Below are 25882 nucleotides of genomic sequence, written 5' to 3'. Positions count from 1 at the left end.
GCCGGGGCAACGCCCCGGCCGTTTTCGTCATGGCCATGCAGGGCTTGAAAACACCGCGCGACCGACAGACCATAACAGACTTTGAGTGACCCGACCGGAGACCGAACCATGGCTGAAACCGTACGGGTGGATATCCCGCACAAGCTGACGCGGGAGCAGGCGCGCCAGCGGATCGCCAGCGGCTTCGACCGCATCCGCTCCGATGCAACGGGCGGCATGGTGAAGTTCGAGGATGTGTGGACCGAAGACCGCCTGGATTTCAGGGCCCGCGCCATGGGCCAGTCCGTCGTCGGGCGGCTCGACGTGATGGACGATCACGTCCATATCGAGATCGATCTTCCGGGGTTTCTGGCCGCGCTTGCCGAAAAGCTTACCGGAAAGATCAGGAAGGAAGGCACCATCCTTCTGGAACACAAGCCCTGAAGGCTTGCGGAACGGGCTTACACGCCCACGCCGTATCCCAGGTATCGCTTGGACGACACCGGGTCGTAGCCAAGACGCATCTTCAGCTTCTTGCGCAGCTTGGAGATGTGGCTTTCGATGACGTTCTCCTCGACGTTCTCGTCGAAGATGCCGTAGATCGCCGAGAAAAGCTGCTGCTTGGAGACGCGACGGCCCTTGTTGGCGACGAGATATTCGAGAATGCGGCGCTCCCGGCGGGGCAGCACCAGCGGCTCGCCCGCCACTTCAGCGTCCCGGCCATCGTTGAAGACGCAGATTTCTTCCGCCTCGAGCCGGTTGCGGTCGATCACGTCACGGCGGCGGATCGCGCCGACACGCGCAAGGATCTCCTTGATATGCACCGGCTTGGCGACGACGTCGTCGATGCCGGCCGCGAACAGATCCAGAGTCGAATTGAGCGCCTTTGTCTCCGCCAGTGCGATCAGCGGCGCGTTGGTCCGCGCGCGGACCAGACGCGTAACGGCGCCGCGATCCGGAAAATCTCCCAGAAGGAAAGCTTCGACGGCGGATACATCAGTATCCGATGCGCTTTCGACCCAGTCCTGGAATTCGGATACATGGAAACCGGCAGAAGATACGCCCTCTCCACTCAGGAGAGACTTGTAACCGCTCGTGACTAACTCACGATTGTCTACGACAACGATCATGTGACCTCACCGAATCAGCTTGCTTGAACCTGATCTATTGATACGCGGTGAGGTGGAATCTCGCCTATCCCCAAATTTCACTAGGCGACTCAGACATCGATTCCGTAATCTAAGCCAAACCATTGCTGGAAAAGGGTTAGCGGCCGGTTAACGCGCTTTCGAAAATTTTTGGCCGATCTTCACTTTTTCGGGCCGGACAAGGAAATTGAGTCTTTTCCGCAACAGGCTACAGGCGCGCCGCATCCAGCGCGCGCTTGAGGCGTCCGGTTTGCGCGCTTTGCGTCTCGTCTTCCGACACAAGCGGGAAATGGTCGATCTGGATGACCGAGCCGCCGCTTTTCAACGTCAGCCTGAAATGCACCGATGTCTCGGCCTCGCGGAACAGGAGGTCGAGATCGATGGCCGGCGGTGTCGACCAGGTCAGACGCGCTTCGCCGGACGAGGTAAAGCTCAAGGCGCCGGCCTTCATGTGCAGCTGGCTCGACGATTCGACGATATCCTGGATGTTGCCCGGAACGTCCATGCGCAGGAAGGCGATGTAGTCGGCCGGCTCGACGAGGCGCAGCTCGGCGACGACCGGGCGAAGCGCAACGGCCAGCAGGCGTTCCCGATCGTGGTTCGGGTTGCTCTCGCTCAGGTCCGGCATGGCGTGATAACCCATCGAAGGATGCATCCCCTGTCTTGCGGCCGTCCGGCGACGGCCGCAGATATGAAAAGAGCGAGGTGACAGGCACCCCGCCCTCTACCAATCGCCGATCAGGATGCGGCATCTACCTTGCCACGGGCTTGAGCAGGTCCGGCCACATGGGCCGAGCCTTGCGCTACGCTGGAATTGCCCGAAGCCTGATGTGCTTCAGGGCATGGTCTTCATCTTGTCGGTCACGGTCGAGGTCCAGGCGCCTTCGGGCGCCCTGGTGATGACCGGGTCCGAGCCGCCGCCCATCAGCACCGCGACGGTGTTTTCCGCAGCGGCGACATCCAGCGTTCCATCGCTGTCGCCAACCAGCTTGATCACCTCGCCGACCATGCGCTTCTGGTGCTCTTCGGTCTGTGCGCCCGTCATATCGTTGTCGAGCACGATCTGCGCGGCTTCGTCGGGGTTTTCGGCGGCATAGGCCCAGCCGCGCATCGTCGCCTTGACGAAGCGCGCCAGCGCGTCGACCATCTCCGGATCGGCGAGCGTCTCCTCGGTCGCATAAAGGCCGTCCTCCAGCGTGGCGACGCCCTGATCCTGATACTTGAAGACCGTCAGCTCATCGGCCGGGATGCCGGCATCCAGCACCTGCCAGTATTCGTTGTAGCTCATCGTGGAAATGCAGTCCGCCTGCTTCTGGATCAGCGGATCGACGTTGAAGCCCTGCCGGATCACCGTGACGCCCTCTGCCCCGCCATCGGTGGACAGGCCGAGCTTCGACATCCACGACAGGAACGGATACTCGTTGCCGGAGAACCAGACGCCCAGTGTCTTGCCCTTGAAGTCCGCGGGCGACGCGATGTCGGTGTCCTTTCGGCAGGTCAGTTCCATGCCCGATGCCTTGAAAGGCTGGGCGATGTTGACAAGCGGAACGCCGCGTTCGCGCGCGGCGAGGGCCGCAGGCATCCATTCCACGATAACATCCGCGCCGCCGCCGGCGATGACCTGCGTCGGCGCGACGTCCGGCCCGCCCGGCAGGATATCGACGTCGAGGCCGGCCTCGTCGTAGAAACCCTTGTCGTGAGCGACGTAGTAGCCGGCGAACTGGCCCTGCGTCACCCATTTGAGCTGCAGCGTCAGCGAGTCCGCGGCCTGCGACCCGGCTGTCGTGGAGAAAAGAACCGCAAGGGCGACACCGCCCGACAATATTGCCTTCATGCCATTTCTCCTTTTCGGATGGGCCGCCGCCTGCCGGCGACACTCGGGTCAGATGCGTTGCGAGGGATGCCAGAAGGTGACCCGGCGTTCGGCCAGGGCCAGAAGTGCGTAGGATGCCGAGCCGGCCACCGCTGCCACGGCGATTTCGGCCCACACCATGTCGGTGTTGAGCCTGCCGATCTCGGCCGAGATGCGAAAGCCCATGCCGACGATGGGCGTGCCGAAAAACTCGGCCACGATGGCTCCGATCAGCGCGAGCGTCGAGTTGATCTTGAGTGCATTGAAGATGAAGGGCATGGCCGCCGGCAGCCGCAGCCGCCACAGCGTCTGCCAATAGCCGCCGGCATAGGTGCGCATCAGGTCGCGCTCCATCGGGCCGGCCGCCGCAAGGCCGGCAACGGTGTTCACCAGCATGGGAAAGAACGTCATCAGAACGACGACCGCGGCCTTGGAGGGCCAGTCGAAGCCGAACCACATCACCATGATGGGCGCGACGCCGATGATGGGCAGGGCCGAGGCAAAATTGCCGAGCGGCAGCAGGCCGCGCTTCAGGAACGGATATCGATCGACCGCCAGCGCCGTCAGGAAGCCCAGGCCGCAACCGACGGCGTAGCCCACCAGCACCGCCTTCAGGAAGGTCTGGACGAAATCGGCCCAGAGCAGGCCGGAGGAAGCGACGATGCGCGCCCCGATCTGGCTGGGCGGCGGCAGCAGCACGGCGGGTACGCCGAGGCCGCGCGTCAGGAGTTCCCACAAAAGAAGCAGTGTCGCGCCGAAGATCAGCGGGATGGCCAGATCCAGCAACCGGCTGCCTGCGCCGGCTGCAATGCCGGACAGCCAGCGCAACAGGAAAACCGCGCCGACGGCGATGACGGCGGCAAGCGCCAGAACGCCGCTCATCGCACTTGTCCCGTGCGTGACAGGACGATCCGCTCGGCAAGGGAGATCGCCGCCACCAGGCAACCCGCCATCAAAGCTGCCATGACCAGAGCGGACCATATCTGGATGGTCTGCCCGTAATAGGAGCCGGCAAGCAGGCGCGCGCCGAGCCCTGCGCGCGCCCCTGTCGGCAATTCGCCGACGATGGCGCCCACCAGCGCGGCGGCGACGGCCACCTTCATCGACGCGAAGAGAAAGGGAAGCGAGGCGGGCAGCCGCAGCTTGTACAGGAGTTGCGTCGTGTTGGCCGCATAGGTGCGCATGAGGTCCAGATGCATGCGGTCGGGCGAGCGCAGCCCCTTCACCATGCCGACGGTGACGGGGAAAAACGAAAGATAGGTAGAGATGAGCGCCTTTGGCACCAGCCCGGTGACACCCACCGAGTTCAGCACCACGATCAGCATCGGGGCGATGGCCAGGATCGGTATGGTCTGGCTGGCGATGATCCAGGGCATCAGGCTCTTGTCGAGCGTCCGCGAGTTGAGGATGCCGAGCGCCAGGGCGATGCCCAGCAGCGTCCCCATGATAAAGCCCGCCAATGTCGAGGATAGCGTGACCCCGGCGTGGAACAACAGCGAGCGCGGCGATGACGGGCGGACGCCGAAGATCGTACCGGCCATCTCGGCTACGATCTGGTGCGGCGCGGGCAGGATGGGCCGGTCGGACGACAGGGTGGCCGCCACCAGCGCCGCCGTGTCATAGGCGGGGTTTTCGCGCGCAAGCCGGTCCGATGTCGTCTGCCAGTTCAAAGCGATGGCGGCCAGGGTCCAGATCGCCAGGAGGACGACCAGCACGCTCAGGATCGGCGCCGCGCCGGCGCGCAGGGAGGAGGCGCCGCTAGTCATAGGAGTGCCCGGCGCGCAACCCCTCGCGGACGCGATGGGCGATGGCCAGGAATTCCGGCGTCTCGCGGATATCCAGCGGCCTGTCGGCCCCCAGGTCGCAATCCACGATATCCTGTATGCGCCCCGGGCGCGGGCTCATCACCACGATGCGTGTCGACAGGAACACCGCTTCCGGAATGGAATGGGTGACGAAGACGACCGTCTTGCGCGTCCTGGCCCACAGGCGCAGCAATTCCGCGTTCAGGCGGTCGCGGACGATCTCGTCGAGCGCGCCGAAGGGCTCGTCCATCAAGAGCAGCGCCGGGTCGAAGGAGAGCGCCCGCGCAATGGAGGCACGCTGCTGCATGCCGCCGGACAGCTGCCAGGGGAACTTGCGGGCGAAGCCGTCGAGCCCGACAAGCGACAGGTTCCGGTAGATACGCTCGACACGCTCGGCCTTCGGCACGCCCATCACCTCCAGCGGCAGGGCGACATTGCGCTCTATGGTCCGCCACGGATACAGCGCGGCGGCCTGAAAGACATAGCCGTAGGCGCGCGCCAGCCGCGCCTCGCCCGGGGACATGCCGTTCACGGTAATGGAACCGGCCGTCGGTTGCTCCAGATCGGCGATGACGCGCAGCAAGGTCGTCTTGCCGCAGCCGGACGGACCGATCAGCGAGACGAACTCGCCCTCATGGATGGTGAGGTCGATACCGGACAGCGCGTGGACCGGCCCGTCATTCGTCTGAAATGTCAGGGAGAGGTCCCGGGCCCCGACGACGCTGTCCATCATGTCACGCCCCGAGCCCCCATCCATCGACGATCAGACCCCGGCCGGAATGCCGGCGCGCTCGACCTTGCGCGGCGCGACCAGCTCTTTCCACGCGGAAAGGGCCCGGTTCACCGGCGCATTGGCCGGCCGTTTCACGAACTGCCCGTCGCCGGTATCGGCCAGCACCTCCCCTTGCCTGCAGGCGACCTTGCCTCGGGAAAAGACGACCGCCGGCAGGCCCTTCACCGCGATGCCCTCGAAGACATTGTAATCGATGGCGGATTTCTGCGTATCGGCCGAGATCACCTTGGTCGCCTCCGGGTCCCAGACGATCAGGTCCGCATCGGCACCGGGCAGGATCGCGCCCTTGCGCGGGTAGATGTTCAGGATTTTCGCGATGTTGGTGGAGGTGGCGGCAACGAACTCGTTCATCGTCAGCCGCCCGGTGTTGACGCCGCGCGTCCACAGGACGGGCAGCCGGTCTTCCAGTCCCCCCGTACCATTGGGGATGCGGGTGAAATCGCCGACACCGAACCGCTTCTGCTCGGTGGTGAAGGCACAGTGGTCTGTCGCCACCACCTGCAGCGAGCCGCTGGAGAGCCCCGCCCAGAGGGAATCCTGGTTGCGCCGGTCGCGGAAGGGCGGCGACATCACACGCCGCGCCGCGTAATCCCAGTCGGCGTTCTGGTACTCGCTTTCGTCGAGCACGAGGTGCTGGATCAGCGGCTCGCCGAAGACGCGCATGCCCTTCTGCCGCGCCCGGCGGATCGCCTCGTGGCTCTCCTCGCAGGAGACGTGCACGACATAAAGCGGCACGCCGGCCTGGTCGGCGATCATGATGGCGCGGTTGGTCGCCTCGCCCTCCACCTCCGGCGGCCGCGAATAGGCATGTGCCTCCGGCCCGTTATTGCCGGCGGCCAGAAGCTTCTGCTGCAGCGAGGCGACGACGTCGCCGTTCTCGGCGTGGACGAGCGGCAGCGCGCCCAGCTCGGCGCAGCGCTGGAACGAGGCGAACATTTCATCGTCGTTCACCATCAGGGCGCCCTTGTACGCCATGAAATGCTTGAACGTGTTGATACCCTCGTCCACGACGCGCGGCATTTCCTCGAAGACCTGCCGGTCCCACCATGTGATGGCCATGTGGAAGGAGTAGTCGGCGCGCGCCTTGCCTGCCTTCTGGCGCCACTCCTGCAGGGCGTCGATCAGGCTCTGGCCGGGTGCGGGCAGGCAGAAATCCACAGTCATCGTGGTGCCGCCAGCAAGGCCCGCCGCCGTTCCCGTATCGAAATCGTCGCTCGAATGGGTGCCCATGAAGGGCATTTCCATATGCGTATGCGGATCGATGCCGCCGGGCATCACGTAAGCGCCGGAGGCGTCCACCACCTCGTCGCCGTCCAGCCCTTCGCCCACGGCGGCGATCCGCTCGCCGTCGATCAGCACGTCCGCCCGGAATGTGCGGTCGGCGGTTACCACGGTGCCACCCTTGATCGCGATGGTCATCGGCCTTCTCCCTCCGCCGCCTCGGCGATGCCGGCCGTATCGACGACGGCGTTGAGCAGCACGTTGGCGCCGTTGCGCGCCCAATCCCGGGTAATTTCCTCGGCCTCGTTGTGCGAAAGGCCGTCGACACAAGGACACATGACCATGGCGGTCGGCGCCACGCGGTTGATCCAGCAGGCGTCGTGCCCCGCACCCGACACGATATCGCGATGGCTGAGGCCGAGCTTGTCGGCCGCGTTGCGGATGGCCGCAACGCAGCCGGCATCGAAGGTCACCGGGTCGAAATGTCCGACGATCTCGGTCTCGGCGCCGATATCCATCGCCTCGGCGATCTGGTGGATGCCGTCCTCGATGCGGGCGCGCATGGCCTCCAGCGTATCCCTGTCGGGAGAGCGGATGTCGATGGTGAAGACCGCCCTGCCCACGATGATGTTGCGGGAGTTGGGATAGATCTCCACATGGCCGATCGCGCCCACCGCATCCGGCTGGTGATCCATCGCCACCTCGTGCACCATCTCCGTCACGCGGGCCATGCCCAGTCCCGCGTTGCGCCGCTTGGGCATGGGCGTGGAGCCTGTGTGCGCCTCCCTGCCGGTCAAGGTCACCTGCAGCCAGTACAAGCCCTGTCCGTGCGTCACGACGCCGATGTCGACCCCCTCATCCTCGAGGATCGGGCCCTGTTCGATATGCAGTTCGAAGAAGGCGCCGATCTGGCGTGCGCCCACCCTCTCCTCGCCCTCGAAACCGATGCGCCGCAACTCGTCGCCGAAGCGCTTTCCGGCGGCGTCCACCCTGTCCTTGGCCCATTCCTCCTCGTGAACGCCGGCAAACACACCGGACGCCAGCATGGCCGGCGCAAAGCGCGTGCCCTCCTCGTTGGTCCAGTTCGTCACGACGATGGGGCGGCGCGTCCGGATATTCATGTCGTTCAGGCTGCGGACCACTTCCAGCGCGCCGAGAACGCCGAGGACGCCGTCGTAGCGACCGCCCGTCGGCTGGGTGTCGAGATGGCTGCCGAGATAGACGGGCGCCGCATCGGCATCCTCTCCCGGCCGCTCGGCGAACATGTTGCCCATCGAGTCCACCGCGACGCGCATCCCCGCCTCTTCGCACCAGCGCTGGAACAGGCGGCGGCCGCTTGCATCCTCGTCCGTCAAGGTCTGGCGGTTATTGCCGCCCGCGACGCCCGGCCCGATCTCGGCCATGTCCATCAGGGCGTTCCACAGGCGATCCCCATCGACCTGCAGGTTGGATGCGTGGCTCATGCGACCCGTTCCTTGCATTGTCCTGTCCGGCCCGGTCGGGACGGCGTTTCTTGACTGCCCGGTCAAAAGCGAGGCTAAAAGGTCGCTTATGGCCGGTCAAGCGCGACTGCCGACTTATGCGGCAGCAAATTTCGATGCAAAATCTTAAGGCACTGGGAGGCAAGGCCGAGGCGATGGAAGGCGTGCGAAAGCAGCAACGGACGCGCATCCAGCAGGCGAACCGCGAGATGATCGTGGCCGCGGCCCTGCCGGTATTTTCGGCCCATGGGTTCAAGGCAGCGACCGTGGACGCCATTGCCACGGCGGCCGGGATGTCGAAGCCGAATCTTCTCTATTACTTCCGCCGCAAGGAAGACATCTACTCGGCCGTTCTGGAGCGCACGCTGGAAATCTGGCTCGATCCGCTGGAGCGCCTGGATGCCGACGGCGATCCGGAGGCGGAGCTTTCCCGCTACATCGCGGTGAAACTGCAGATGTCGGCTGACGCGCCCGAGGCTTCCCGCCTGTTCGCCAACGAAATCCTGCATGGTGCGCCGGTGATCGGCGACTTCCTTTCCGGGCGGCTGCGCCGGCTGGTGGGCGACAAGGCCGCCATCATCGAACGGTGGATGGATGAAGGGCGACTGGCGCGGATGGACCCGGTGCATCTGGTGTTCATGATCTGGGCGATCACGCAGCATTATGCCGACTTCGCCGTCCAGGTACGGGCCATCGTCGGCGAGAGCGCCGAACACCCCGCCTTCCGCGAAAGCACCACGCGCAACGTGCTCGCTTTGGTCATGAACGGGCTGCGGCCCCGCTCCGGCTGAGGCGCCGGTCACTCGGCGGCATCCGGCAGGACGACGGGTTCGGGTGCGAACTGCATGGCCTCCCGCGCCATCGGATTGTTCGGATGCACCGTCCAGTTGGAATAGGCATCGGGAATAGGCTTGCCCGTTCGCGGGTCGACCCCGTGGGCGCGTTCCATGGTGATGCAATTCTCGACCGGGCAGACATTGACGCAGAGATTGCAGCCGACGCATTCCGCATCGATCACCTCGAAATGGCGTGCGCCGTCCACCATCGATGTGATGGCCTGGTGGGACGTGTCCTCGCAGGCGATGTGGCAGCGCCCGCATTTGATGCAGAGCGCCTGGTCGATCCGCGCCTTCGTGACGTAATTGAGGTTGAGATACTGCCAGTCGACGACGTTGCCGACCGCCCGCCCGCGGAAATCCTCGATGTTGCGATAGCCCTTCTCGTCCATCCACTCCGAAAGGCCGGTCGCCATTTCCTGTACGACCTTGAAGCCGTAGGTCATCGCAGCCGTGCAGACCTGGACCGTGCCGCAGCCGAGCGCGATGAACTCCGCGGCGTCCCGCCAGGTCGTGACGCCGCCGATACCGGAGATCGGCATGCCCCAGGTCTCGCGGTCGCGTGCGATCTCGGCCACCATGTTGAGGGCAATGGGCTTTACCGCCGGGCCGCAATAGCCGCCATGGCTGCCCTTGCCGTCGATGGTGGGCGTCGGTGCGAAATTGTCCAGATCGACGCTGACGATGGACGAGATCGTGTTGATCAGGGAGACGGCATCGGCCCCTCCACGCCGCGCAGCGCGTGCCGGGTAGCGGATGTCGGTGATATTAGGCGTCAGCTTGACGATGACGGGCAGCTTCGAGTGCTGCTTGCACCACCGCGCGACCATCTCGATATATTCGGGCACCTGCCCCACGGCCGAGCCCATGCCGCGCTCGCTCATGCCATGGGGGCAGCCGAAGTTCAGTTCCACCCCGTCACAGCCCGTATCGGCCACGCGCGCCAGGATGGCCTTCCAGCTCTCCTCCTCGCAGGGCACCATCAGCGAAACGATCAAGGCGCGATCCGGCCAGTTGCGCTTGACCCGGGCGATCTCCTCCAGATTGAGATCGAGTTCGCGGTCGGTGATCAGCTCGATATTGTTGAGGCCGAGCAATCGGCGGTCGGGTCCGTGGACCGCGCCATAGCGGGGCCCGTTCACGTTGACGACGGGCCGCCCTTCCCCCAGCGTCTTCCACACGACGCCGCCCCATCCGGCCTCGAAGGCGCGCTGGACGTTGTATTCCTTGTCGGTGGGCGGCGCGGATGCCAGCCAGAAGGGGTTGGGAGAGCGGATACCCAGAAATTCCGTAGCAAGATCGGCCATGGTCCGGTCTCCCTCAAGCCTGCGCCAGAAGGGCGCGATGAATGGACAGGGCGGCCAGCTTGCCGTCTTCCACGGCGGCCACGGTAAGGTCCTGTCCCCCGAAGATGCAGTCGCCGCCGGCCCAGACGCCGTCGAGGCCCGTGCGTCTTTCCTCGTCCACGGCGATGCGTCCGCCCCGCATGGGCGGCAGGGACTCCACGGCCACGCCTTCCAGCACGAAGGTCTGGCCGATGGCCTTGAAGATTTGGTCCGCCTGCAGCGCCAGCGTCTCGCCGGTGCCGCCGAATACGCCCTCCACGGTATGGGTGCGTTCCAGCTCGATGCCACACACCACGTCACCCTGCACCAGAAGGCGCTTCGGCATCACGTCGCACAGGATGCGGACGCCGCGGTTGGCCGCGATCTCCTGTTCGTATCGGCTGGCATTCATGGCATCGCGGCCCCTGCGATAGGCCAGGGTCACCTCCTCAGCACCCAGCGCTTTCGCCTGTACGGCGACATCGATGGCGGTCATGCCGCCGCCGATGACCACGACGCGCCGCCCGACCGGGATATCGCCCAAATTCGCCGTCTGGCGCAGCTCGGCGATCCAGGAGACGGCATCGGCGTCGCCACTGGCGCCGGCTCCCTCGGCCTCCAGCGCCCGCACGCCCGAAAGACCGAGCCCCAGGAACACCGCATCATGGCTGCGCCGCAACTCGTCCAGGTGGATATCCCTGCCCAGCGCCATGCCTGTTTTCAAGGTAATGCCGCCGATCGACAGGACGAAGTCGGCCTCGATGGCGGCGAAATCCTCGGTCGCCTTATAGGCGGCGATGCCATATTCGTTGAGCCCTCCCGGCTTCGGGCGCGCATCGAAAAGGGTTACGTCATGGCCAAGCATGGCGAGGCGGTGCGCACAGGACAGGCCGGCCGGACCCGCTCCCACGACGGCCACGCGCCGCCCGGTCGGCTCCGCGCGCTGAAACGGCTGCCGGCCGGTATCCATCATCGCATCGGTGGCGTAGCGCTGCAGCAGGCCGATCTTCACCGGCTTGCCCTCGGCGGCTTCGCGCACACAGGCTTCCTCGCAGAGGGTTTCGGTGGGACAGACGCGGGCACACATGCCGCCCAGAATGTTCTCGGACAGGATGGTGCGGGCCGCGCCCAGCGGGTTGCCGGACTGGATCTGCCGGATGAAGAGCGGAATGTCGATGCCGGTGGGGCAGGCCTGCATGCAGGGCGCATCGTAGCAGAAGTAGCATCGGTCGGATTCCACCGCCGCCTCATGACGCTCCAGCGGCGGATGGATGTCCGAAAAGTTCGACGCCAGCGCGTCCGGCGCGAGGCGGCCGGCCGCGATATCGGGGCGATAGGGGGGAAGCTCGTTCATGCGGGTCGATCTCCCTTGAACCGTTCCAACCTAGAATGGGTCCAGATTCGGGATCGCGTCAACAATGATTTTGACCAAGCGATCAAAGAATGACGAATTATCGCACTGCAGCAAGATATGCCTAATTTATTGCCATTGCACGAATGTTTCGACGGCAGGCGTCCACCATCCTATGGTGCCGCCGGATTCGGAATGGAGACGAAACCGTGGGTGAGCAGTCGGTCGGGGAGCGGAGAGACGGTCTCGAGGGCCTTCGAGACTGGTTGAGGCGCCTGTATCATGGGCGGTCGCGCAACGCGCAGCGGTTCCAGACGACGATGATCATCGTCGATTTCGTCATCATCGCCTTCTTCATAGCCGCGCCCGTCCTGCGGGATCAGGAGCTCTTCCTGTGGCTCGACTATGCTGTCGCGGCGATTCTTCTGGCCGACCTGACGGCGCGGGCCCTTGCCTCGACGGATATCGGCCGGTGGATCCGCCAGCCAACGGTGATCGTCGACATATTCATCCTCGTGACGCTGCTCTTCCCCCATATCTTCGTCAATCTCGGCTTCCTGCGCATCCTGCGGCTGTGGACCGTCTCGCGCAGCGGCGCCCTGTGGCGCCCCCTCCACCGGCATGGACTGGAAGAGTGGGAGGATGCCGGACGCGCGGTAGTGAACCTGACCACCTTTCTCTTCGTCGCCACAAGCTTCATCTATACCTTCTTCTTCCGCGACGGATCGGGCCTGACGGGCTACATCGATGCGCTGTACTTCACGGTTACCAGCGTCACGACCACCGGATACGGCGACATCATCCTGCCCGGTCCCGCCGGCAAGCTGACGTCCATCGTGACGATGCTGATCGGCATCTCGCTGTTCGTACGCCTGGCGCAGGCGTTGTTCCGCCCGCACAAGGTAACGTTTCCCTGCCCGCAATGCGGCCTGTCACGACACGATCCCGATGCCGTCCATTGCAAGGCCTGCGGCCATCTTTTGAAAATTCCCGACGAGGGGCAGGACTAGGTATCCTCATGTCGATGAAATGCGATTTCATCGACACGTTTTTGCGATATGTCGATGCAATCGACATATTCGACGGATATGTCGAAAAATCAGGATTCTTTCGACATGAGCTTCGATCCGAACCGGCCCTACAACGAACTTCCTGGCCTTCCGCCGGAAATGGACCTGGAGACGCCGGCCGTTCTCCGAGCCTGCATAGGGGCCCGGGCGGCATTGGCGGAACTGCGCATGGCCGGACTGCTCATCCCAAACCAAACGGTTCTCATCAACTCGATCCCCCTGCTGGAAGCGCAGGCAAGTTCGGAGATCGAGAACATCGTCACCACCACCGACAAATTGTTCCGCTTCGCAAAAGGCGACGGAAGCGACACCGATGCGGCGACAAAGGAAACGCTACGGTATCGTTCTGCACTTTCAATGGGCTATCGCTCCCTTGCCGATCGCCCCCTGGCGACACGCACCGCAGTAGAAATCTGTCGTATCATCAAGGCCAGCGATATCGACCTTCGCGCGACGCCGGGCACCCGGCTGGTAAACGACAATACCGGACGGGTCATCTACACGCCGCTGAGGGCGCTGCCATCATCCGCGACAAGCTGGCCGACTGGGAGCGCTTCCTGCACGCGGAAGGAACGCTCGACCCGCTCATTCGCATGGCCGTCATGCACTACCAGTTCGAGGCGATCCATCCGTTCATCGACGGAAACGGGCGTACCGGCCGGATTCTCAACCTTTTGTATCTCGTGGAAAGAGGCCTGCTGGACATCCCCGTGCTCTACTTGAGCGGCCATATCATCCAAAACAAGCGCCATTACTACGACCTCCTTCTCGACGTGACGACCAAGGGCGATTGGCAGGGGTTAGTCCTTTTCATAATCGAAGCGGTCGAGACAACTGCTCGCTGGTCGACGCGCAAGATTATGGAGATCCGCCAACTGCTGGAAGACACGGCCGTCCGAATGCGGGCCGACACGCCGAAAATCTACTCTCGCGACTTTGCCGAGCTGATCTTCGTCAACCCCTATTGCCGGATAGCAGACGTCGTGGAGGCCGGTATCGCCCGGCGACAGACGGCCTCCACCTATCTCAAGGCCCTGTCGGAAGCCGGCATTCTGGAAGAGCGCATTGCCGGGCGCGAACGTCTTTACATAAATCCGCGCCTGCTTTCGTTGCTGTCGGACCGCCGCTTCACCGAGGCCGACGCAGGAATGCGATGACGGCGCAGACGGCAAGGGCCAGCCAGCCGGCCATCAGCATCATGCCGCCGCTTGGCGCGGCATTGGCAAAGAGCCGGCCCCCCGTGACGATGCGTGTTGCGAGGTCCCCGGAAAACAGCAGCACGCCGGCGATCATCATGGCGCCGGGTACGGCGCGCGCCGCGATCATGGATGGCGGTGCCAGGGCCAGCGCCAGCAAGGCCGGTCCATGCACGAAGGCGATCGCCGCTGCAACCGCGGCGAGCGGCGATGCCGTGGCATGGGCGGCATAGGCGGCGCCGGCGGTACCCGCCGCCCCGAACAGGCCGGCGAAGACCAGAAGTGTCGCGCTTGCGGCGTCGGGATGAGACTGTTTCATTGACTTCGTCCTACCAAGTCCCGCAGGAAGTATCCAAGGACAGCGTGGGTGTACAGCATGAGCGGGCAGGCAGACGCTTTCCACATGATGGAGATCTTCAAGGCGGCGGCCGAGGCGGCCGGGCAGGCCATACTGCATATCCGCGAGGCGGGTTGCGTCACCGAAACCAAGCCGGACGCCTCGCCCGTCACCGCCGCCGACCGCGAGGCCGAGCGCATCATCGTCGAAAGCCTGGCTGCCGCTTTTCCTGCAATTCCCTACATCGCCGAGGAAGCCTGCAGCGAGGGCCTTTCCGGTTGCGCCACGCATGACGGCTTCTTTCTGATCGACCCCCTCGACGGCACACGCGAATTCGTCGCGGGGCGCGACGAGTTCACCGTCAACATAGCCTACGTCGTCGACGGACGGCCGGTCGTGGGCATGGTCCACGTTCCCGCCACGGGCGAAAGCTTCGGCGGCCTGCCCGGCACAGCCCTTCGATGGCGCGCCGGCGCCCATTCGCCTAAGGCAATCGCCGCGCGGCGGCCACCCGAGGGTGGCATGACGGCGCTTGTCAGCCGTTCGCATCGCACGCCGCAGACGGACACCTATCTTGAAGGGCGCAAGCCTGCCGAGATCGTACCCATGGGGTCTTCGCTCAAATTCTGCCGGATCGCGGAGGGCGCCGCGGACCTATATCCCTGCCTCGGCACCACTATGGAATGGGACACGGCCGCCGCCGAAGCCGTGCTGGTGGGCGCGGGCGGGCACGTCGAGACGCTCGAAGGCAGGCCTCTGCGCTATGGCAAGCACGCGGAAATCGGGCGTCGCGGCTTTGCCAATCCACCCTTCGTCGCCTATGGCGCCAGCCCCTCAGCCTGACAGGGTGTCGGCCTCGTCTATCTCGCGTGGCTGCAGCTGGTTCCGCTCGTCGCGGATCGATTCCGTTCCCATGCGATAGCCTGCCGACTGCGCCGCCTTGCCCAGAAGATGGGCCGAGATCGGGGCCGTCATCAGGAAGAAGATGATGGCGGCGATGGCCCGCAGCACCTCTGCCGTCTCGTTGGATACGATCGCCAGCGCCACAAGCATCAGCACCGATCCCACGGTGCCGGCCTTTGCCGCCGCGTGGATGCGCGTGTAGAAATCCGGAAATCGGACGATCCCGATGGCGGCGACCATGGTGAAGCCCGCGCCCGCGACCACGAACAAGGCCGCGATGATGTTGCCGAGCCCGCTCATCGCAGAACCTCCGTCCGCCCGATGGGCTGTCGGACATGCTTGTGGTCGGCTTCGTCTTCCTCGTCCGTCTTGTCCTGCTGCACCGGCGAGCGCTCCGTGTCGCCGCGCACCATGATGAAGCGGGCGAACGAGATGGTCGCAAGGAAGCCGACGAGGCCGAGAGCGATCGCCACATCCACGTACAGGGTAAAGCCCGTGTCGATGCCGATGATGGCAATGAAGCCGATGGAACCCGCCGTCAGGACATCGAGCCCCAGAACGCGATCCGGCAGGGTCGGCCCCTTGAAGATGCGGAAGATGGTCAGCGCGAAGGCCACGCCGATGAACAGGAGGGCCATGGACAAGGCCCCGTCGAGGACGATTTCCGAGAATTCCAGAAAGGTCATCGCAGCGCCTCCAGGAGCTTGCGTTCGAAGCCGCGGGCGATCCTGCGTCGCTCGGCATCCGGATCGGTGCAGTCGAGCGCATGGACGTAAAGCGTCGAATGATCTTCCGATACGTCCAGCACCAGCGATCCCGGCGTCAGCCCCACCAGGCCCGCCAGCATCGCAATCTCGTAGTCGCGGTCCACCATCATTCGGTACACGAAGACACCGGGCTTGAGATCGAGCTTGGGCTTCAGTGCCGACACGGCAACCCGCCAAGCCGACAGGAATATCTCCGACACGAGGTACAGGAACAGCGAAGCCACCCGTTGCCCTCGGCGCAGATAGCCGCCCGTACCGATCTGCTCGCGGATCAGGCCAAGCGTGAAGGCCGACAGGAAAAAGCCGAACAACAGGTTGGCCAGGCTGAACGTGGCGGTTACGATGACCCAGACGAGGGCAAGAACGATATTGACGACGAAGAGCGTCATGGCGTCACCTCACCCAGAACGGACGACAGATAGCCCTGCGGCTCCAGAAGATCGGCAGCCGCCTGGAAGCTGAACTCCGCCAGCCACTCGGGCCAGACGCCGGCGACGACGACGAAGATGCACAGCGCCACAAGCGGCACCAGCGCCAGCGGCGTGCCCGGCGGCGGGGCGCGGAAGGTTTCCTCGGCGATCTGCTTCGCCTCGCCCACGTCCTGGGCAGCGGCCATGGCCGGCAGCGGACGCCAGAAGGCCAGGGCAAAGGCGCGCATGCAGGCAATGGTAATCAGGAGCCCCGACACCAGGATGGCAGCGGTCAGCCATGGCATGTCGGCGGCAATGGTGGCGCGGACCAGCAGCATCTTCGGCCAGAAGCCCGAGAAGGGCGGAAGCCCGGCGACGGCCAGGAAGAGAACCAGGAACATGACCGAGAAGATCGGGTTGCGGCGCCACAGCCCGCCCATCTCGTGCAGCGACGACGACCCGTTGCGGAAGGCCGCGACGCCGGCGGCAAGGTACAGGGCCGTCATCACCACGATGGAGTGGATGGCATAGTAGATCGCGCCCGAAACGCCCGTGACAAGCGTCGACAGAACCTCGCCGCTATCGTTCAGGCTGCCGTCGCGCAGCACGCTGGCCGCGCCGGTGGTAACCGTCGTCGTGGTGCTTTCCAGAAAAGGCGGGATCGCCATGCCGGCCATGATGGTGCCGATGCCGGCGATCACTACGTAGTTCAACATGCGCCGGAGGTCGCTCTGCGCCAATGCGCCGAGCGCGCCCGCCATCATCGTCAGTCCCGCCACCCAGGCGATCAGGATGCCGAGGCCGACACGCTCCGGCGGGAAGAGCATCAATTGCACCCGCATCAGCGCATAGATGCCGACCTTGGTCAGAAGGCCCGCGAACAGCGCCGACACGACGAAGCGGGGTGTATGGTAGGACGCCGGCAGCCAGAAGTTCAACGGGAAGGCGGCCGCCTTCATGGAAAAGGCGACGAGGTAGAGCGCGCCTATGGTCAGCAGCGTGCCATTGCCCTCGAAGGCGGCGGCCTTCACGGCGATCTCGGCCATGTTGAGTGTGCCGAACACACCGTAGAGATAGCCGGTCGTCAAGAGGAAGACGGTGGCCCCGATGAGGTTCAGGAAGCAATATTTGGTCGCGCCGTCGAGTTGCTCGCGCTCCGAGCCGAGGATGAGCAGGCCGAAGGACCCGATCAGCATCACCTCGAACCAGACATAGAGGTTGAATATGTCGCCCGTCAGGAACGCGCCCGAGACACCGGCCATCACCATGAACAGGAACGGATAGAAGCCGTATCGGCGCTCTTCCTCGTCGATGGAGGCGATGGCGTAGATGCCGCAGGCAAGTCCCACGAAACCGGCCACCGTCAGAAACAGGACACTGGTCATGTCGGCGACGAAGGAGATGCCGTAGGGGGGCCGCCATCCGCCCATGGCCATGGCGAGGGTTCCCTCGCGATAGACCTCGACGAACAGCGCGACATCGGCGACCAGCAGCAGCACGAGGCCGGTTACGGCGACGGGCGGATGCCAGTGCATCTGCCGGCGCAGCATCAATAGGCCCGCCCCGAACAGGAAGCAGATCAGGATCGGCATGATGAGCAGCCAGCCGGCCAGGCTGGACTGGTCCAGGACCATGGCCTGGCGGATCATCTCTTCCATGCTCTGCGTTGCGGTCATCTCAGTCAGTATCCAAGCGGAGGCAGCCCTTCGTCCTCGGGCTCCGCGACGCGCATATCCTGCGTGTCGTCGGTTTCCAGGTCCTGGTAGGCGCGGTAGGTCAGGACCAGCAGGAAGACGAAGAATGAAAAGGAAATGACGATAGCCGTCAGCACCAGCGCCTGCGGCACGGCGTTGGCAATGGCCATCGGAGGCATGTCCAGCCCGCCCGGTATCAGCGGCGGGGCGATCGGGCCGATGCGGCCCGACACGAAGATGGACAGGTTCACGCTGTTGCCCAGAAGCACAACGCCCAGCAGCATCCGGATGATGTAGCGCGACAGGAGCAGGTAGATCGTGAAGGTGAACATGATGCCGATCACCACGGCGAGCGCGATTTCCATCAGTCGACATACCTCTCTTCGAGCGAGAGGGCGATCGACGAGATCGATCCGACGATGACGAGATAGACCCCGATGTCGAAGAACAGCGCCGTCGAGATGGGCGGCTCGCCGAGGAACTGGGGGAACCACCAGAGCCCGGTCATGAACGGATAGCCGAGGAAGATCGAGGCGAAGCCCGCCAGTGTCGCCATGATCAGGCCGAAGCCGGCATAGGCTATCGGGTGGAAATGCAAAGCGCGACGCACCGATTCCACCCCCACCGCCATACCGTAGACGGCGATGGCGGAGGCCGCGATGAGGCCGCCGATGAAGCCGCCGCCCGGCTCGTTATGGCCGCGCAGCAGCACGAACAACGAGAACAGGAACATGAGACTGGTCAGGTAGGGCGCCATGACCCGGAAGATGACGGTTCTCATGGCTGCACCTCCGCCGCCGGACGCTTCTTCTTCTTGATGCCCTGCCTGTCCTTTTTCGATACGCGGATCCGCACCAGCGCCAGGATGGCGGCGCCCGTCGTCAGCACTACGGCGATCTCGCCGAACGTATCCACGGCGCGGAAGTCCACCAGGATGACGTTCACGATATTGCGGCCGTGCGCGATGACGTAGGAATAGCGGGTGTAGAAGTCCGACAGCGTCGTATCCATGGTCGTCTGGGTGACGGAAATAAGGAACAGCGCAAGCCCTGCCCCGCCGAGCGCCGCCAGCAGCAGCTCGGGCGCGACCTCGCGCCAGGGCCGCCGGTCGGCCGGCTGCAGGCGCAGCCGTGTCATGACGAGGGCGAGGATGGCAACCGACAGGATTTCGACCATGAACTGCGTGAACGACAGGTCGGGCGCGCCGAGCAGCAGGAACAGCAGCGCCACGGCAAGGCCCTGGATGCCAAGCGACAGCATGGCCGCAAGGCGGTTGGGCGCCACGGCCACGACGACCACACCGAGAACGAGGATGCCGAGCAGCATCCACTCGTAGAAATACAGCATCGGCCATTCGGGCATGCTGGGCAGGCCGCCGGTGGAGATCATGGTGACCCAGAGCAGCCCGATGATGACGATGAAGGTCATCCGCATATAGTAGTCGAGCCGGCCCGGCTGCAGGAAATTGGTGATGGCGGCAGACGCCACGATCAGACCACGGATAAACTGGTCGAAGCCACGGTCCGGCCCCCAGCCGATGGCGGTCAGCACCGAGGCGATGCGCGCGCGGGCCTCCTTGGACTTCATGTAGATCAGGATGCCGACGGCGATGGTCACCACCGACAGGACGAGCGGCGCGCCGAAGTGGAAGCCGACCGCGATGGTGATGGCGACCGCCTCGTCCAGCGAGGGCGGGGCCATCGGGTTGGATATGAACTGGTGCGTCACCTGCGAGAACAAGCCCGCCAGCAGGCCGACGACGCCGAGCAGAAGCGGCGGCGCCCAGACGAGGAATGACGTTTCGTGGGCGCGGCGCAGGCCGCTCGGCAGCGGGCCGACGAAAGGCTTCCACGCGACGACGAGGACGGTGGCGAACATGAAGCAGTTGCCGACCAGCGTGACGAGCGTCATTGCGCCGGCATAGGGAAGCGGCCCGGCCTGGAAGGCGGCGGCATATACCTCTTCCTTGGCCAGGAAGCCGAAGAGCGGCGGCAGGCCGCCCATGGCAGCGGCGCCCAGAAGGGCGGCGGCGAATGTATAGGGCATGGTGCGCGCCAGGCCGCCGAGCGCGCGGATATCGCGCGTTCCGGCGCCATGGTCGACAGAGCCGGCCACCATGAACAGGCAGGCCTTGGCCAGCGAATGCGCGATCACGTAAAGGACGGCGGCCTCGAGGGCCAGTTCCGAGCCGATGCCGATCAGCAGCACCAGCAGGCCCAGCGACGCAACGGTCGTGTAGGCCAGCATCAGCTTCACGTCGGCCTGCCGCAGCGCCAGGATCGCCCCGATGACCATGGTGATGCTGCCTGCGCTCACCAGAGCCACCTCCCACATCAGCGTCTCGCCCATCACGGGGAAAAAGCGCATCAGAAGGTAGATGCCCGCCTTTACCATGGTCGCGGAATGCAGGTAGGCCGACACCGGCGTCGGCGCTTCCATCGCGTTCGGCAGCCAGACATGGAACGGCATCTGCGCCGACTTGGTAAATGCGCCGGCCAGGAGAAGAATGAGGATCGGCCCGTAGGCGCCGCTTTCGTAGATCGCTTGCGGCTGCTCGATCAGCTCGCTGATCGAGGTCAGGCCGGTGGTCGCGCGGATCAGGACGAATCCGGCCAGAAGCGCGAGCGCGCCGGTCCCGGTAACCACCAGAGCCTGGATCGCGCCGCGCCGCGCGGCCTCGCGCTCATGTTGGAAACCGATCAGCAGGAAGGACGTGATCGACGTCAACTCCCAGAAGATGAACAGCGTCATCAGGTCGTCGGCAAGCACGAGACCCAGCATCGCGCCCATGAACAGAAATATATAGGAGTAAAATCTACCGAGCTTGTCGCTTTTCGAAAGATAGCCGCCTGAATAGAGCACGACAAGCGCGCCTATGCCCAGGATCAGCAGCGCAAAGGCATAGGATAAGCCGTCGAGGCGGAAGGAAAATCGCACATCGAAAGTCGGCACCCAATCGAAACCGAACAGGAAAATCTCCCGCCCCTGGATCTGCTCCGAGACGGCAAATATCAGCCCAAATGCAAGAGCAGGGAAAAGAGCCAGGGCATAAGCAGAAAAACGCCCAAACATTTTATGAACTGACGGTGCAATGATAGCTGCAACAAAAGGAAGAGCGACAGCCAAGTAAAAAAGCTGCCCCGTCTGTCCTTCCATGCACCCATTCCCCTGTCTGGATTTCCCGGCGGCGAACCAGCCCGATCGAGGCGTTCACTCGACCACCGAGTTCTTGCACCATGTTAGATTTCGGCGGCGATTCTTCAACCCGTTCAAGTCATTTTCACGAAGGCTTCATGCAGACGCGCAGGCGCCCCCGGTAGCGATTGCCACTGGGCCGCGCGGCGTCGTGCTTGTGAGGATGCCCTTGCGGGACTACTTGACCGGTGACGACGCCTTTCACGGAGAAAGATGATGGAAAACGCAACGCATCGCCAGCTGAAAGTCGACAAGACGGACGCGGAATGGCGCGCGATCCTGACACCCGAACAATATGCCGTCGCGCGCGGACATGGCACCGAACGGCCCTTCACCGGCCCGAACTGGGACCAGAAGGCAGATGGCACCTACGCTTGCGTATGCTGCCACCGGCCGTTGTTCGACGCGGAGACGAAGTTCGAGTCGGGCACCGGCTGGCCCAGCTTCTATGAGCCGATCGAGGATGGGGCCGTCGTGGAAGTGGTGGACCGCTCCCACGGGATGGTGCGCACGGAAGTGCGCTGCAGCGATTGCGATGCGCATCTTGGCCATGTGTTCGAGGATGGCCCCCGGCCGACCGGCCTGCGCTATTGCATGAACGGCTATGCCATGGAGTTCATGCCGGAAGGCGAGTGAACCCCGATCGTCGGGCCGGATCGTCCGGCCCGTTTACCCTTTTCCCTGCCCCCCACACGAGAGTCCCATGCTGAAAATCCCCGCCGGCGCCGTCGCGCCCGTGGCGCCCGAGCGCCCGGAAAGCCATACGATCCACGGCATCGAACGTATCGACCCCTATGCCTGGTTGCGGGCAGGGAACTGGCAGGAGATGTTCCACGACACAAGCCTGCTGGATCCGGCGATCCGCGATTACCTGGAGGCCGAAAACGCATACCAGGAGCAGGTGCTTCGCCCGACCGCGCCCCTGCGCGAGCGTTTGATCGCGGAGATGCGCGGGCGCATCAAGGAAGACGATTCCTCGGTTCCGGCGGCGGACGGGCCCTTCGCCTACGGCATCTCCTATCAAACCGGCGCGGAATATCCCCGCTTCATCCGGACCCCGCGCGACGGAGGAGCGGAGGAAGTGCTGCTGGACGTGCCGCATGAAGCCGGTGCGCGCATCTACTTCTCGCTCGGCACCGCGACGCACGCCCCCGACCATGCGCGGCTGGCCTGGAGCTACGACGACAAGGGCTCGGAATTCTACACGATCGCGGTCCGCGACCTTGCCACCGGCTCGGACGATGACGTGCGCATCGGCGAAACGGGCGGCGATGCGACGTGGAGCGCCGATTCGGACGGCTTCTTCTACACGCGGATGAATGCCAGCCACCGACCGGACAAGCTGTTCTACCACCGGCTCGGCACGCCCGCCGAGGCCGACCGGCTGGTCTTCGAAGAGACGGATGCAGGCTTTTTCATGAATGCGGGTGAAACCCAGTCACGCGCCTTCGTGACGATCGACCTGCACGATCACGAAACATCGGAGGTCTGGCTTGTTCCGGCCGGCGATCCGCAAGCCGCACCCCGCCTCGTGGCGCCGCGTGAAACAGGGGTGGAGTACAGCGTCGACGAGGGCGGCGGCATCCTCTACATCCTGACCAATGCCGGCGGGGCCAAGGACTTCAAGATCGTCACCGCGCCGGCCGATACGCCGGGGCGCGACGCCTGGACGGATCTCATCCCGCATGAGCCCGGACGACTGATCCTGTCGCATTTCGTGCTCAGGCGTCACCTTGTCTGGCTGGAGCGGCGCGATGGCCTGCCCCGCATCGTGGTGCACCGGCTGGCGGACGGCGAGCAGCACTCCGTCGCCTTCGACGAGGAAGCCTACGCGCTCGGCCTGTCCGGCACCTACGAGTTCGATACGACGATCATCCGCTTCACCTACTCCTCGCTGACGACGCCGACGCAAACCTTCGAGTACGATGTGGAAAGTCGCCAAAGGCGGCTTCTCAAGACACAGGAGGTTCCGTCCGGCCACAACCCCGCCGAATACGTCACGCGGCGCGTCATGGCGCCGGCGCCCGATGGCGAGCTCGTGCCGGTTTCCCTGCTGTATCGCCGCGATACGCCGCTCGACGGCAGCGCCCCCTGCCTCCTGTACGGATATGGCGCCTATGGCATAACCATCCCCGCCAGCTTCAACTCGAACGCCCTGTCGCTCGTCGATCGCGGGTTCGTGTGGGCCATCGCGCATATCAGGGGTGGCAAGGACAAGGGCTTCGCCTGGTACGAACAGGGCCGGCGCGAATACAAGGAAAACACGTTCACGGACTTCATCGCAGCAGCGCGCCATCTGGTTGCCGAAGGGTACACCGCGCATGAGCGCATCGTCGCGCATGGCGGCTCGGCGGGCGGAATGCTGATGGGCGCCGTCGCCAATATCGCTCCCGAGGCGTTCGGCGGAATCGTCGCCGCGGTTCCTTTCGTCGACGTGCTCAATACGATGCTCGACGACACTCTGCCCCTCACCCCTCCGGAATGGCCGGAATGGGGCAACCCGATCGCGTCGCAAGCCGACTACGTGCGCATCGCGGCCTACAGCCCCTATGACAATGTCGCCGCGAAGGATTACCCACCCATCCTTGCGCTGGCCGGCCTGACCGACCCGCGCGTAACCTATTGGGAGCCGGCCAAGTGGGTTGCCCGGCTGCGCAAGCTCAAGACGGGCGACAGGCCCGTGCTGTTGAAGACCAACATGGATGCCGGCCACGCCGGCGCCTCGGGCCGGTTTGCCCGGCTGGAAGAAACGGCCCTCGTCTACGCCTTCGCGCTGGCCGTCACGGGCCGGGATACCTAGGGAAAAACGCAAAGGGCCCTCCCGGCGACGGCGCCGGGAGGGCCCTTGGCATTTTGCAGAAGGTCCGTACAGCGCTTAGCGCGCAGCGGCCTCGTAGCGCTCCAGCACGTAATCCCAGTTGATGAGATTATCGACGAAAGCCTCCAGGTACTTCGGCCGCAGGTTGCGGTAGTCGATGTAGTAGGAATGCTCCCAGACGTCGACACCGAGGATGGGCGTGCCGCCATGAACCAGCGGATTCTCGCCGTTCGGGGTCTTGGAGATTTCCAGCTTGCCGTCCTTGACGGACACCCACGCCCAGCCCGAACCGAACTGGCCCTTGCCTGCCTCGATGAAATCGGTGCGGAACTTGTCGTAGCCGCCGAGATCGGAATCGAAGGCCGTCTGCAGCTTGCCCGGCAACGATTTTCCACCACCGTTCGGCTTCATCCATTTCCAGAAATGGATGTGGTTGTAATGCTGCGCGGCATTGTTGAAGAGCGGCTGGTTCTTGCCGAAAGACTGCTTGACCACCTCTTCCACGGAGGCATCGCCGAGGCCGGCTTCCGCCGCCAGCTTGTTCCCCATTTCCACATAGGCATTGTGGTGCTTGTCGTGGTGGAATTCGAGCGTTTCCTTGGACATGTACGGCCCCAGCGCATCGTAGGCGTAGGGCAGTTCAGGCAGGGTGAAAGCCATTTCGTCAATTCCCTTCAGATCGTGATCTTCCGCTCGGACGAAGTCCGATGAGTGTTCTAATTAGGCGCGGATGCCCCATTTGTCAGCCGCCCGCCTTTTCCAATTGCAGCCCGGCAGCGGAATTTTTGCCCTGGCGCGCAAAGGCGAAATAGAGTTCGCGTGCCCGCTCGGCAAAGGCTCCGACGGTCAGCGAGCGCCCTTCGATGCCGGTCACCGGAACGACCTTGGAGTGGTTGCCCGTGGAAAATATCTCATCCGCCTGCATGAAGTCTTCCACGGAAAGGCTCTTTTCGATCACCTCCACGCCGTCGTCCCGTAACAGGCCGATCACGCGCTGGCGGGTGATCCCGTTGAGGAAGCAGCCGTTCGGCACCGGCGTATAGACGACACCGTCCTTCGCCATGAAGATGTTGGACGTGCCCGTTTCGGCAATATTTCCAACCACATCGCGCACCAGCGCGTTATCGAATCCCCTTGCCTTCGCTTCCATGATGGCGCGTGCGTTGTTGGGATAGAGGCATCCGGCCTTGGCGGCGGTCGGCATCGTCTCGGGCGTCGGGCGGCGGAAGCTGGATATGCCGAGGGTAAACCCGGACGAGGCGATCATGGGCGACTCATAGAGGCAGAGGCAGAAGCGCGTCGTCGCCGGATCGGCCGGCACGCCCATGTAGCCGCCATCCTCCGCCCAGTACATCGGGCGGATGTAGACGGCGGTCTTCCCGTCAAATCTGGCCAGGCCCTCATGCACAAGACGCACGATCTCCGCCGCCTCGACCGTGGGCTGAAGGCCCAGTGCCAGCGCCGAGCGATTGACGCGTGCGGCATGCAGGTCGAGATCCGGGGCAAGTCCGTCGAACCAGCGCGCCCCGTCGAACACCGAGGAACCCAGCCAGAAGACATGGCTGCGCGGTCCCACCAGGGCTGGATTTCCCTCCAGCCATTCGCCCTGGAAAAAGGTGACGGTCCGCGAGAATTCGATGGCCATTGCGGTCTCCTTGTATCGTCGTTCGAGGCGAGTGATAGGCCCTTTGCACAGGCGTG

General features: G+C 64.3%; 27 protein-coding genes and 2 pseudogenes. 9 read left to right on the top strand and 20 right to left on the bottom strand.

Annotated features, from left to right (window positions below):
- Positions 1-108 precede the first annotated feature (108 nt).
- Positions 109-423, top strand: coding sequence for a polyhydroxyalkanoic acid system family protein (locus IGS74_RS07610; RefSeq protein WP_039188914.1), 315 nt, complete (start codon positions 109-111; stop codon positions 421-423).
- Between the two features lie 17 nt (positions 424-440).
- Here the strand turns inward: IGS74_RS07610 and IGS74_RS07605 are convergent, their stop codons facing one another.
- The 8 genes from IGS74_RS07605 to IGS74_RS07570 form a co-directional block, all read right to left on the bottom strand.
- The gene (locus tag IGS74_RS07605) at positions 441-1109 is read right to left on the bottom strand and encodes a response regulator transcription factor (RefSeq protein ID WP_039188912.1); all 669 of its coding nucleotides are present in this window, start codon (positions 1107-1109) and stop codon (positions 441-443) included.
- 226 nt (positions 1110-1335) lie between these two features.
- Complete coding sequence (locus IGS74_RS07600; protein ID WP_192390473.1) at positions 1336-1770, bottom strand: hypothetical protein; 435 nt, start codon at positions 1768-1770, stop codon at positions 1336-1338.
- Between the two features lie 192 nt (positions 1771-1962).
- On the bottom strand, positions 1963-2961 hold the full coding sequence (locus tag IGS74_RS07595; RefSeq protein WP_192390472.1) for an ABC transporter substrate-binding protein: 999 nt from the start codon (positions 2959-2961) through the stop codon (positions 1963-1965).
- A 48-nt stretch (positions 2962-3009) separates the two neighbouring features.
- Positions 3010-3861, bottom strand: a complete 852-nt coding sequence (locus IGS74_RS07590; protein ID WP_192390471.1) for an ABC transporter permease — start codon at positions 3859-3861, stop codon at positions 3010-3012.
- Positions 3858-4745 (bottom strand): ABC transporter permease, encoded by an 888-nt coding sequence (locus IGS74_RS07585; protein WP_192390470.1) that lies wholly within the window; start codon positions 4743-4745, stop codon positions 3858-3860. Before IGS74_RS07585 ends, IGS74_RS07590 begins: the two co-directional genes overlap by 4 nt.
- Positions 4738-5517: an ABC transporter ATP-binding protein gene (locus IGS74_RS07580; protein ID WP_192390469.1), complete on the bottom strand. Its 780-nt coding sequence runs from the start codon at positions 5515-5517 to the stop codon at positions 4738-4740. The genes IGS74_RS07585 and IGS74_RS07580 overlap by 8 nt, the downstream gene beginning before the upstream one ends.
- Positions 5518-5547: 30 nt before the next feature.
- Positions 5548-6996 carry a dihydropyrimidinase gene (gene hydA / locus IGS74_RS07575; protein ID WP_192390468.1) on the bottom strand — a complete coding sequence of 483 codons (1449 nt, stop codon included), beginning with the start codon at positions 6994-6996 and terminating at the stop codon, positions 5548-5550.
- Positions 6993-8261, bottom strand: coding sequence for a Zn-dependent hydrolase (locus IGS74_RS07570; protein WP_192390467.1), 1269 nt, complete (start codon positions 8259-8261; stop codon positions 6993-6995). The genes hydA and IGS74_RS07570 overlap by 4 nt, the downstream gene beginning before the upstream one ends.
- A 173-nt stretch (positions 8262-8434) precedes the next feature.
- On the opposite strand from IGS74_RS07570, the gene IGS74_RS07565 reads away from it, so the two are divergent.
- Positions 8435-9070, top strand: coding sequence for a TetR family transcriptional regulator C-terminal domain-containing protein (locus tag IGS74_RS07565; RefSeq protein WP_246723128.1), 636 nt, complete (start codon positions 8435-8437; stop codon positions 9068-9070).
- Between the two features lie 8 nt (positions 9071-9078).
- Here IGS74_RS07565 and preA read toward each other — a convergent pair whose 3' ends face one another.
- Both preA and IGS74_RS07555 read right to left on the bottom strand, forming a co-directional pair.
- Complete coding sequence (preA, locus tag IGS74_RS07560) at positions 9079-10422, bottom strand: NAD-dependent dihydropyrimidine dehydrogenase subunit PreA (protein WP_192390465.1); 1344 nt, start codon at positions 10420-10422, stop codon at positions 9079-9081.
- Between the two features lie 13 nt (positions 10423-10435).
- The gene (locus tag IGS74_RS07555; protein WP_192390464.1) at positions 10436-11794 is read right to left on the bottom strand and encodes an NAD(P)-dependent oxidoreductase; all 1359 of its coding nucleotides are present in this window, start codon (positions 11792-11794) and stop codon (positions 10436-10438) included.
- A 206-nt stretch (positions 11795-12000) separates the two neighbouring features.
- Here IGS74_RS07555 and IGS74_RS07550 point away from each other — a divergent pair, with 206 nt between their 5' ends.
- The 4 genes and pseudogenes from IGS74_RS07550 to IGS74_RS20460 all read left to right on the top strand — a co-directional run bounded on the left by IGS74_RS07550 (position 12001) and on the right by IGS74_RS20460 (position 14018).
- On the top strand, positions 12001-12801 hold the full coding sequence (locus IGS74_RS07550; RefSeq protein WP_246723060.1) for an ion channel: 801 nt from the start codon (positions 12001-12003) through the stop codon (positions 12799-12801).
- A 48-nt stretch (positions 12802-12849) separates the two neighbouring features.
- Positions 12850-13167, top strand: a pseudogene (locus tag IGS74_RS20470) (Fic/DOC family N-terminal domain-containing protein); the annotation flags it as partial.
- A pseudogene (locus IGS74_RS20465) lies at positions 13137-13484 on the top strand (hypothetical protein); the annotation flags it as partial. The pseudogenes IGS74_RS20470 and IGS74_RS20465, both read left to right, overlap by 31 nt.
- A gap of 96 nt (positions 13485-13580) precedes the next feature.
- On the top strand, positions 13581-14018 hold the full coding sequence (locus IGS74_RS20460) for a hypothetical protein (protein WP_348641895.1): 438 nt from the start codon (positions 13581-13583) through the stop codon (positions 14016-14018).
- On the opposite strand, the gene IGS74_RS07540 is transcribed toward IGS74_RS20460, so the two are convergent.
- Positions 13990-14376 carry a DUF423 domain-containing protein gene (locus tag IGS74_RS07540; protein WP_192390462.1) on the bottom strand — a complete coding sequence of 129 codons (387 nt, stop codon included), beginning with the start codon at positions 14374-14376 and terminating at the stop codon, positions 13990-13992. The two genes, IGS74_RS20460 and IGS74_RS07540, sit on opposite strands and share 29 nt — an antisense overlap.
- Positions 14377-14433: 57 nt before the next feature.
- Between IGS74_RS07540 and cysQ the strand changes: the two genes are divergently transcribed.
- A complete protein-coding gene (gene cysQ / locus IGS74_RS07535; RefSeq protein ID WP_246723058.1) occupies positions 14434-15237 on the top strand; it encodes a 3'(2'),5'-bisphosphate nucleotidase CysQ in 804 nt (267 codons plus the stop codon).
- Here the strand turns inward: cysQ and mnhG are convergent.
- From mnhG to IGS74_RS07500, 7 genes are read right to left on the bottom strand one after another with little or no spacing between them, the layout of a single operon-like run.
- The gene (gene mnhG, locus IGS74_RS07530) at positions 15229-15597 is read right to left on the bottom strand and encodes a monovalent cation/H(+) antiporter subunit G (RefSeq protein WP_192390461.1); all 369 of its coding nucleotides are present in this window, start codon (positions 15595-15597) and stop codon (positions 15229-15231) included. The two genes, cysQ and mnhG, sit on opposite strands and share 9 nt — an antisense overlap.
- Complete coding sequence (locus tag IGS74_RS07525) at positions 15594-15983, bottom strand: cation:proton antiporter (protein ID WP_192390460.1); 390 nt, start codon at positions 15981-15983, stop codon at positions 15594-15596. Before IGS74_RS07525 ends, mnhG begins: the two co-directional genes overlap by 4 nt.
- Positions 15980-16453: a Na+/H+ antiporter subunit E gene (locus tag IGS74_RS07520; protein WP_192390459.1), complete on the bottom strand. Its 474-nt coding sequence runs from the start codon at positions 16451-16453 to the stop codon at positions 15980-15982. Before IGS74_RS07520 ends, IGS74_RS07525 begins: the two co-directional genes overlap by 4 nt.
- Positions 16450-18132 carry a proton-conducting transporter membrane subunit gene (locus tag IGS74_RS07515; protein WP_246723127.1) on the bottom strand — a complete coding sequence of 561 codons (1683 nt, stop codon included), beginning with the start codon at positions 18130-18132 and terminating at the stop codon, positions 16450-16452. Before IGS74_RS07515 ends, IGS74_RS07520 begins: the two co-directional genes overlap by 4 nt.
- Positions 18133-18155: 23 nt before the next feature.
- The gene (locus tag IGS74_RS07510; RefSeq protein WP_039188889.1) at positions 18156-18533 is read right to left on the bottom strand and encodes a Na+/H+ antiporter subunit C; all 378 of its coding nucleotides are present in this window, start codon (positions 18531-18533) and stop codon (positions 18156-18158) included.
- Positions 18533-18949, bottom strand: a complete 417-nt coding sequence (locus IGS74_RS07505) for a Na(+)/H(+) antiporter subunit B (RefSeq protein ID WP_039188888.1) — start codon at positions 18947-18949, stop codon at positions 18533-18535. The genes IGS74_RS07510 and IGS74_RS07505 overlap by 1 nt, the downstream gene beginning before the upstream one ends.
- Positions 18946-21324, bottom strand: coding sequence for a putative monovalent cation/H+ antiporter subunit A (locus tag IGS74_RS07500; protein WP_192390457.1), 2379 nt, complete (start codon positions 21322-21324; stop codon positions 18946-18948). The genes IGS74_RS07505 and IGS74_RS07500 overlap by 4 nt, the downstream gene beginning before the upstream one ends.
- A gap of 252 nt (positions 21325-21576) precedes the next feature.
- Between IGS74_RS07500 and msrB the strand changes: the two genes are divergently transcribed.
- Together msrB and IGS74_RS07490 are read left to right on the top strand one after the other, a co-directional pair.
- Positions 21577-21999, top strand: a complete 423-nt coding sequence (gene msrB / locus IGS74_RS07495; protein WP_039188886.1) for a peptide-methionine (R)-S-oxide reductase MsrB — start codon at positions 21577-21579, stop codon at positions 21997-21999.
- A gap of 67 nt (positions 22000-22066) precedes the next feature.
- Positions 22067-24163 carry a S9 family peptidase gene (locus IGS74_RS07490; protein ID WP_192390456.1) on the top strand — a complete coding sequence of 699 codons (2097 nt, stop codon included), beginning with the start codon at positions 22067-22069 and terminating at the stop codon, positions 24161-24163.
- 75 nt (positions 24164-24238) lie between these two features.
- On the opposite strand, the gene IGS74_RS07485 is transcribed toward IGS74_RS07490, so the two are convergent.
- Both IGS74_RS07485 and IGS74_RS07480 read right to left on the bottom strand, forming a co-directional pair.
- Positions 24239-24841: a superoxide dismutase gene (locus IGS74_RS07485; protein ID WP_039188884.1), complete on the bottom strand. Its 603-nt coding sequence runs from the start codon at positions 24839-24841 to the stop codon at positions 24239-24241.
- A gap of 82 nt (positions 24842-24923) precedes the next feature.
- On the bottom strand, positions 24924-25826 hold the full coding sequence (locus tag IGS74_RS07480; RefSeq protein ID WP_192390455.1) for a branched-chain amino acid aminotransferase: 903 nt from the start codon (positions 25824-25826) through the stop codon (positions 24924-24926).
- Between the last annotated feature and the right edge of the window lie 56 nt (positions 25827-25882).

The sequence above is a fragment of the Aureimonas sp. OT7 genome (genome assembly GCF_014844055.1).
GTDB lineage: Bacteria > Pseudomonadota > Alphaproteobacteria > Rhizobiales > Rhizobiaceae > Aureimonas > Aureimonas altamirensis_A.
Note: the sequence above shows the minus strand (reverse complement) of the source record. Positions and strands in the feature narration are given on the sequence as shown.